Here is a 7,398-nt window from a genome sequence, read left to right on the forward strand (position 1 = left end):
CGATGAGGATCCGGACCAGGTACACGGGCCGGTCGGCGCCGTTCGAGCGGCTCCGCCGGCTGGTACTGCGCCGTCTCCCGGCCGGTGCGGTGATCAGCCGCGCCGTGCTGACGGTGACGCCGCACAGCGTGGACCCGGGCCGGCGATTCCTGGAGACGATCGAGTTCCGCGGGCCGATCGGCGACTGGGGTGCCAACAAGGCGCTGCCGGCCGGTGCGGTCGAGATCGACCTGCATGCGCGCCGGAAACTCGCCGCGCTCACCGGGACCAGCCTGAACAGCACGCAACCTGATGGCGTACTGCTGGTCGATCTCGGTGGTGGCTTCCTTGGAGTGAACGACTCGGGTGGTCTCGGCGCCGGTCCGGCGCTGAAGTTGAGCGACTCGATGGACCTGCCAGGGCTGACAGTGACAGGCCTGCGCATCGCCAAGCCCAGCGCCGACATCTCCGCGCTGAAGGTGGTGTCACCACCGACCGACATCACCCTTGCCGTGGAAGGCGGACCGGTCTTCTACAACCGCACCGGCGATCTCGTCCAACCGGTCACGACCCCGGACTTCTCCGCCCTGCTGCAAGGCATGCTGCTCGAACTCCCGGTGGAGAACGGTTGTCACGTGGTGCCTTTCATCGTCACCTCCAACTCGATCTCGCGACTCGACCTCGACCTGGAGGTCGACTACACGGTCGCCGTCTCCGCGACCCCCGACGACCTCACCACGATCCAGTCGAGCTACCAGTACGCCGGTACGCCGACCGCCGTGGCTGCTCTCAGCATCGCGATGGCGCCGGGCCTGATCGCAGTACCGGGTGGGACGGCCGGGCGGGTGCAGGGTGGGTTCGAGGCGAGCACGGTTGTCTTCGGGGCGTTGACGCCTGCGACGACCGAGCATGTGGAGGTCTCTGCCGCGGGACCGCTGGCGCAGCCCTTCACCCTCATCGCCGCGGAGGTGGCGAGCTCGATCGATCTCCTGGTCACGTCGGTGACGGCGGAGGCGAAGCTGGCGATCGACGTGGTGAACGACCTGGACGGCAAGCCGGGCAGGGTGTCGTCGTTGAGCAAACCGGCTGAACTCACGCTGACGCGTGACACGGCCGGATCGCCGACCTGGCTGAATGTGGTCTTGCCGGCCGAGCTGGAGTTGCCCGGCGGAGTACGGCATTGGCTGGTCGTGCAGGCGAAGGAAGGCGTCGCGACCTGGGGAGCTGCAGCTGCAGCTGCAGCAGACGGCGCGCCGGCTCGGGCTTTGCAGAAGACGACCGACGGTGGGCTGTCCTGGCGGGTGGTCGGCAGTGGGGTTGAGGCGCACTTGAGGTTGCGGCAGGTGACCAGCACCTTCCAGATGCCGCTGGAGCTGCGTGTTGCCGCAGGCACCGAAGAAGTTGCCGTGTCGCTGCAACGATTCGCCGCGCAGGGGTCGATCGATCTCGACCTGAGCCTCCCGGAGGTGGCGGGTGCGGTCAACACGGCCGTTGCCGGGCAGAGCCAAGCGCAGGTGACTGCCGAACATGTTGCCAATGGCACCTTTGCGGACTGGTACCGCGTCGGCACCGAGATCGGTGGGCCGCTGGCGCTCGGTGGCGCGAACCAGCGGCAGTCGCTCGGCCGGGCCGCGGCCTTCCTGCCCGACAGCGGCACCGTGCTGCTCGGTGCGCAGGGTGCCGCCGGCGCGAGGCTTCAGTCTTATGACGTCTTCACGCGACTGCCAGGGTTCAACTCGGCTCTCGGTTCGGCGGGATTCCCGGTCGCGATGGCGGTCGACCCCTCTGGCGCACAGGTCGTCGTTGCCTTGACCGAGGACAGTGGGCGCGTTCCGGGAGCCTTCCTGCAGTTGGCGTCGACGGCGAACGGACAGCCGATCGGCCCTGCGATCGCAGTACCGGAGCAGGTGCTGGACGTGGTGCGGGTGGCTGACGGATCCGGTGTTCTGCTGCTCTGCCGAGACGACTCGAACGAAGCCGTGGTGCGCTTCGTCAGCTGGGTGGACCTACGAGCGGGCACACCGAACTGGTCCGAGCTGCCGTCCGACCGGATGATCGGCATCCCGAGAGCACTCGCGACCGGTGCCGACGGTGCGATCTACCTGTTGCTCCGCGGCGACGGCAAGGCGACCGTGGTCCGCTATCCCGACCGGTCAGGGCTACTGGCCCGCAACGCGCAATCGGTCGAATTGATCGACGGCGGCATCGACTTGGCGGTCGTGTCGTCGAGGAGCCAGGTGATCTTCCTCGGCCAGCAGACCGTGCAGTTCCTGCGAGCGAACGACCTGACCATGGTCAGCAAGTTCGACCTGCCGGCCGGCTCGAGCCCGCAGTGCCTGGGCGTCGATCCTGCCGACGAGTTGGGTCTGGTGATCCAGGACGGCGCTGTGCTGGCGATCGACGTCCGCCGGCGGGCGCTGATCGTCCAGCCCGGCGCGGTCATGGACAACACCTCGGACGGCGCCGAGATCGTGGTCAGCCCGGCCGGGACGCACGCGGTGGTGACGTTGGAGGACGGTTCCTCGGCGCAGTTGCTGACCCTGGGTAATGCCCAGCCGGTGGACTGGGAGCTGACCGCGGGCGACGTCCGGCCATTCGCTTTCCCGGCGACCGGTGAGGTGTTCGCGCTGCTCGGCGATCTGAACCGTCGCGAGAGCAAGGTGCCGCGGCCGGCTGCGATCTCGCAGGCCGTCGGGGTGCTCGCCGATACGCGGTACCGGTTCGCCTTCGACGGGATCAGTCAGGACGAGGACGCAGTCGCCCAGTTGATCTGGCGCGGCTCGGCGTGTTCTCGCGGACGGACCGACCGGGTGCCCATCACTTCGTTCAACGCCGATCGGGAGACGGCCCTGGACCACATCCCGCGGCACGAAGTCGTGGTGACCTCGCCACCCGGCGCCAGCCAGGTGGAGATCAGGATCTTCACCCCGGGCGGCCTGACCGCCGTGGACCGGATCACGCTGGCCGGTACTGCGGACGCCGTGTCCACGTTGCCGTCGTCCTGGACTCCTTCTGGTGCCGTGGTCGCGCCGTCAGGAGGTACGGGGATCACCATGACGAACTCCGGCGCGACCGACGCCCTCGTGACTCAGCTGGTGCCGGTGGATCAGGCTGACGTCTTCGACCTGCGACTGACTGCCCGGGTCGATGGCCCCGCCGCGGCGATGGAGCTGACCTTCGGCGACGAGACCGAGGCGCCGATCGGTGCTGCGCTGACGCTGCCGCTTGATCCGCTGGACTTCGAGGACCGCGCGATGAACGGGACCGTGCCTGCGGGGTCAGCGGTCGCCCGCCTGCGGTTCGTAGTACCGGCTGGTGGTGCTGTGGAGCTGTCGGCGCTCACGCTGACCTGCGGCACTGCGCAACAGGTCGCCCTGCAGTTTGTCTCTCAGGCCCCTGGCGACCTGACGATGACTGGAGTGTCGGTGCAGTTGGACGAGGGCTTGCCAGTCGCTTCGCCGCTGCCTGCTGATGGCCTCTGCCCGTCGACGCCAGTCGGCGACGGGCCTGACGGTGAGCAGTGCTACTGCTCGACCTGCGGCGAAGACCGGCCCGTACGCCGTCCGGTCGCCGTCCTGACCCCTGCAGGCCGACCGGCGTCTCTCACCTCCTGCCCGACCTGCGGTACCGACCGGCTGCGCCTCGGCGGGCAGTTGAGGATGGCGCCGGAGATTCACCTGCCACGCTTCCGGATCCCGGACCGGCAGGCGCTGACCACCGGTCCCGCGGTCGTGTCGCGGGTCCGGACGGATCTGCCGGTCACTGCGGTTCGTGGGATCGGGGCCGCCCGGGCGGTCGAACTCTCTGCGGTGGGAGTTCCGGATCTGGTCGCGTTGAGCAGCGCCAGCCCGCAGATCGTCGCCAGGCTGCGGGGCGTCTCGGACCAGCTGGCCCGGCGACTGATCGTCGAAGCAGGCCAGTTAGTGCGGGCGCACGGAGTACGGGTGATCTTTCCCACCTGAGCCGTCCCAGTGCGTTGACCCCGGCCGAACGGGGCCGCTACCTTTCGAGGGACAACCTGCGGTGCCATGAGGGAAACCGGTGAGAGACCGGTACGGCCGCGCCACTGTGAGCGAGCTTGCTCGTGAGTCAGGACGCTCGGGCACCAGCAGCCTTTCGAAGGGGACGCGCACTTCCCCAGGAGGTACCTGATGTCTGCATCCACGCCTGCCCGCTCGGTCGCCGTACCGGCAGCTTCGCCGCGGCTTCTCGCCCTTGCCCTGCTGACCGTCGGCCTGCTGCTGACGCTGGCCTACCTGGTGGCTTTCGACCAGGGCGGCCTGTCCCAGTCCGGCATGTACCTGCACGAACTCATGCACGACGGGCGGCACCTGCTCGGCGTCCCCTGCCACTGAGTCCTGCCGCAGTACCACCTCTCCGAACGACAGGACCACTATGCGCACCTTCGGATCTCTCCTGGTGCGCGGACTGATCGTCGGCCTCTTCGCCGGCCTGCTGGCCGGAACCTTCGCGTATGTGACGGGCGAACCGCACATCGACTCCGCGATCGCGATCGAAGAGGCGGCCGGCACCGCGCACACCCACGACGCCAACGGGAAAGCCGTCCCCGCCGAGGCCGAGGAAGAACCACTTGTCAGCCGCGACGGGCAGCGGTTCGGCCTGTTCCTCGCGACCTCCCTGTACGGCGTTGCGCTGGGTGGCATCTTCGCGGTCGGGTTCGCCTTGCTGCGCCGCCGCCTGCGCACCCCCAGCGACTCGTACGCCGCCCTCGGGCTGGCCGCCGCCGGGTACGTCGGGATCGTGCTCGTGCCGTTCCTCAAGTACCCGCCGAATCCGCCGGCCGTCGGCGATCCCGAGACGATCACCAAGCGCACTGTGACATATCTGCTGACGATCGTGATCGGCCTGCTCGCGGTCTGGGCCGGCGTCGCGGCGTCCCGTTGGTCGGCTCGCTTCGGGTCGGAGCCGTGGATCCGTCTAGTTGCCGGCGCAGCGGCGTTCGTCGTGACCGTGGTCGCCGCGTACCTGATCCTGCCCACGATCAGCGAGGTTCCGGGGTCGTTCCCCGCTACGCTGCTCTGGGAGTTCCGGCTGGCCTCGCTGGGCACGCAGACCACGCTCTGGCTGCTGCTCGGACTGGGCTACGCGGCGGCGATCGACCGTCGTACGGCGAAGGCAGAACCTGAGGTGGTTGTCGCTTGACGTCTCTGACGCTGGTCGCGCACGCGCTGACGCCCGCCTTGCGCGGACTCGTTCTCGGCGGTGATGCCGAGCCTGATCCGGCCGGCGTCGAGGCTGCCCGGGAGCTGAAGATCGCTGCCGACTTCGTGTACTCCGGGCCCGAGGTGGCTGCCCTGCGGACCGCCTCAGCGCTCGGGTTGGACCCCGTCGTGGCGCCGGCGTTGCGGGATCGGGAGTACGGCGAGTGGAGCGGGCGCGAGCTGGAGGAGTTGCTCGAGGCATCACCGGGCGCGGTGGCGACCTGGCTCGAGCGGCCGCATACGGCGCCGCCTGGTGGCGAGACCGAGAACGATGTGATCACGCGGGTGGCTGATTGGCTCGGCGATCTGGGCCACTCCGGCAACGGCACGGTAGCTGCTGTGGTGCATCCGGCGGTGGTTCGGGCGGCGGTGCTTTATGTGCTCGACGCGCCTGCGGAGTCGTTGCGGCATGTCGACGTACGGCCGCTGTCGGTGGTGCGGCTCTCGGCTCACGCCGGCAGCTGGTCGCTCACTTTCGGCTGAGTCAGCTCTTCCCGTCAGGGGTTGCCGGATGCCACACTGCGTGGGACTTGGGTGACTGAGTGCTGACGGGGAGTCGCGATGGATCTCGAGGCACGGTTCCGCGCTAACCACCTGCTGTTGGTTTCCGCGCGCGACCGGCTGCAGGCTGCGGTCGACGCCGGTACTGCGAACAAGCAGGAACTCACGCGGCTGGACACCGTCCGCGAGTTGCTCGCACCTGTCTCGACCGCAGAACTGGATGCCTCGGGCAATGTCATCGAGGTGCAACGGTACCGTCGGTTCTGGTCGGTCGATCCATTGGGTCAGGGTAGGGCGGTCGAGGTACTGGGCGACCTCTCGCAGGCGGACAACCTCGCAGTACTGGTGCCTGGGATGGGCAACTCGCTGGAGAGTTTCAGCGGCCAGGCGGATCGTGGCGAGGCGATCAGGCACGAGGCCGGGCCTGGTACCGCTGTCCTTGTCTGGCTCGACTATGACTCGCCGCAAGGGATCCGCGAAGCGATGAGCAAGGACGCCGCACTCGGCGCTGGGCCTCGGTTGGCATCCTTCCTATCCTCGCTGGACGACGTGAAGTTGCCGGAGGCAAAGGTCACGCTGGTCGGCCACAGCTACGGAACCGACGTCGTCGGCCAGGCCCTGCTGAACGGCGCGCACCCCGACCGCGTCGTACTGACCGGCAGCCCTGGCATCGACAAACATGTCGACCAGGCTTCGGATCTGGTCGCGCCACCCACCCGGTTGTATGTGGAGCGGGCGCCCGGCGACTACGTCTCCTACACCCAATGGCACGGCCCCGACCCGGCCGGCTTCCCGGACGCGATCCGGATGGCGACGAACGACCCGCTGGCTCGTGACACAGCGATCTCGGTGCACTGGCACAACGAGTACTACCGAACGAACAGCGAGTCCTTGCGCAACATCGGCCGCGTCGTCCGTGGCGACCTCTCCCGCATCACCCGGACCGACACCAGCCCGGCGCAAGAAACCAAGCTGGCCTGGGGCCCCGGCCTCCGAATGCTCTCGGGAGCCGCCTCGAAGGTGTATGACGGAATGGTGGCCGTCACCAAACCCTCCCGCGAAACAGCGGCCCGGCACGCGGCTGGGCCGGGCGGCTCGCGGATACCGTCCCGGCCGCCCGGGCCGTCGCGGCTGCCAGGATCAAAGCAGTCGAGAGGAGCACAGCGATGACCGACGCGAGAGAACTCTTGCGCGAGGAACTCCTGGCGGTCGCAGCAATCGTCGTACCAGGCCAGCGCGGCGTCGTAACGCACGACCCCGGCCCGGTAAACCCCGGCGCCCTCTTCGACGGCCGCGGCCCGGCGACCGTATCGAGCGTGACGGTAGAAACGGGCGATCCAAAGTCCGCAGACCCTGCCTCCGCGGTCGCCTCCGCGGCCGCCGCCCTCGAAGCGCGAGGATGGGCAACCGAAATAGCCCCAGAGGAAGACGGCCACCACCGAGTACTTGCCCACCGCAACGGCTTCGACATAGCAGTCCACGCCTGGTCCACCGACTGGCGAATCACCTTCACCGGCCAAACCCCATCCACCGCGTAGCTCGAGGTTGTCCCGGTCTTCGTGGAACTTGAGGTGGCGGTCCCCCACCTGAGGCCTGCCTGGTGGTAGGTCTCGGGTGAACGACCAAGAACACCCGAAGGAAGGGGACCGCCATGAAGACCGTACCTACTCTGCACGCGGCCGCGCAGGCCGACACC

The 7,398-nt window shown here is 68.5% G+C and carries 6 protein-coding genes and 1 riboswitch; all 6 genes read left to right on the forward strand.

Annotated features, from left to right (window positions below):
- Positions 1 to 2: 2 nt before the first annotated feature.
- The 6 genes from A3ES_RS0138495 to A3ES_RS0138520 all read left to right on the forward strand — a co-directional run bounded on the left by A3ES_RS0138495 (position 3) and on the right by A3ES_RS0138520 (position 7,240).
- Positions 3 to 3,941, forward strand: a complete 3,939-nt coding sequence (locus A3ES_RS0138495; RefSeq protein WP_020392176.1) for a helix-hairpin-helix domain-containing protein — start codon at positions 3 to 5, stop codon at positions 3,939 to 3,941.
- Between the two features lie 71 nt (positions 3,942 to 4,012).
- Positions 4,013 to 4,077: riboswitch (cobalamin riboswitch) on the forward strand.
- Positions 4,078 to 4,130: 53 nt separating this feature from the next.
- The gene (locus A3ES_RS0138500) at positions 4,131 to 4,334 is read left to right on the forward strand and encodes a CbtB domain-containing protein (RefSeq protein WP_020392177.1); all 204 of its coding nucleotides are present in this window, start codon (positions 4,131 to 4,133) and stop codon (positions 4,332 to 4,334) included.
- Between the two features lie 40 nt (positions 4,335 to 4,374).
- On the forward strand, positions 4,375 to 5,142 hold the full coding sequence (locus A3ES_RS0138505; RefSeq protein ID WP_020392178.1) for a CbtA family protein: 768 nt from the start codon (positions 4,375 to 4,377) through the stop codon (positions 5,140 to 5,142).
- Positions 5,139 to 5,684, forward strand: coding sequence for a histidine phosphatase family protein (locus tag A3ES_RS0138510; protein WP_020392179.1), 546 nt, complete (start codon positions 5,139 to 5,141; stop codon positions 5,682 to 5,684). Before A3ES_RS0138505 ends, A3ES_RS0138510 begins: the two co-directional genes overlap by 4 nt.
- Positions 5,685 to 5,762: 78 nt before the next feature.
- Positions 5,763 to 6,872 carry an alpha/beta hydrolase gene (locus A3ES_RS0138515; RefSeq protein WP_020392180.1) on the forward strand — a complete coding sequence of 370 codons (1,110 nt, stop codon included), beginning with the start codon at positions 5,763 to 5,765 and terminating at the stop codon, positions 6,870 to 6,872.
- The gene (locus A3ES_RS0138520; RefSeq protein ID WP_020392181.1) at positions 6,869 to 7,240 is read left to right on the forward strand and encodes a hypothetical protein; all 372 of its coding nucleotides are present in this window, start codon (positions 6,869 to 6,871) and stop codon (positions 7,238 to 7,240) included. The genes A3ES_RS0138515 and A3ES_RS0138520 overlap by 4 nt, the downstream gene beginning before the upstream one ends.
- Positions 7,241 to 7,398 lie beyond the last annotated feature (158 nt).

The organism is Kribbella catacumbae DSM 19601, assembly GCF_000372465.1.
Classification (GTDB): Bacteria; Actinomycetota; Actinomycetes; order Propionibacteriales; family Kribbellaceae; genus Kribbella; species Kribbella catacumbae.

Coding starts and splice junctions, on each gene's coding strand:
- A3ES_RS0138500 (WP_020392177.1), top strand. CDS start 4,131: ATGTCTGCATCCACGCCTGCCCGCTCGGTCGCCGTACCGGCAGCTTCG.
- A3ES_RS0138505 (WP_020392178.1), top strand. CDS start 4,375: ATGCGCACCTTCGGATCTCTCCTGGTGCGCGGACTGATCGTCGGCCTC.
- A3ES_RS0138495 (WP_020392176.1), top strand. CDS start 3: ATGAGGATCCGGACCAGGTACACGGGCCGGTCGGCGCCGTTCGAGCGG.
- A3ES_RS0138515 (WP_020392180.1), top strand. CDS start 5,763: ATGGATCTCGAGGCACGGTTCCGCGCTAACCACCTGCTGTTGGTTTCC.
- A3ES_RS0138520 (WP_020392181.1), top strand. CDS start 6,869: ATGACCGACGCGAGAGAACTCTTGCGCGAGGAACTCCTGGCGGTCGCA.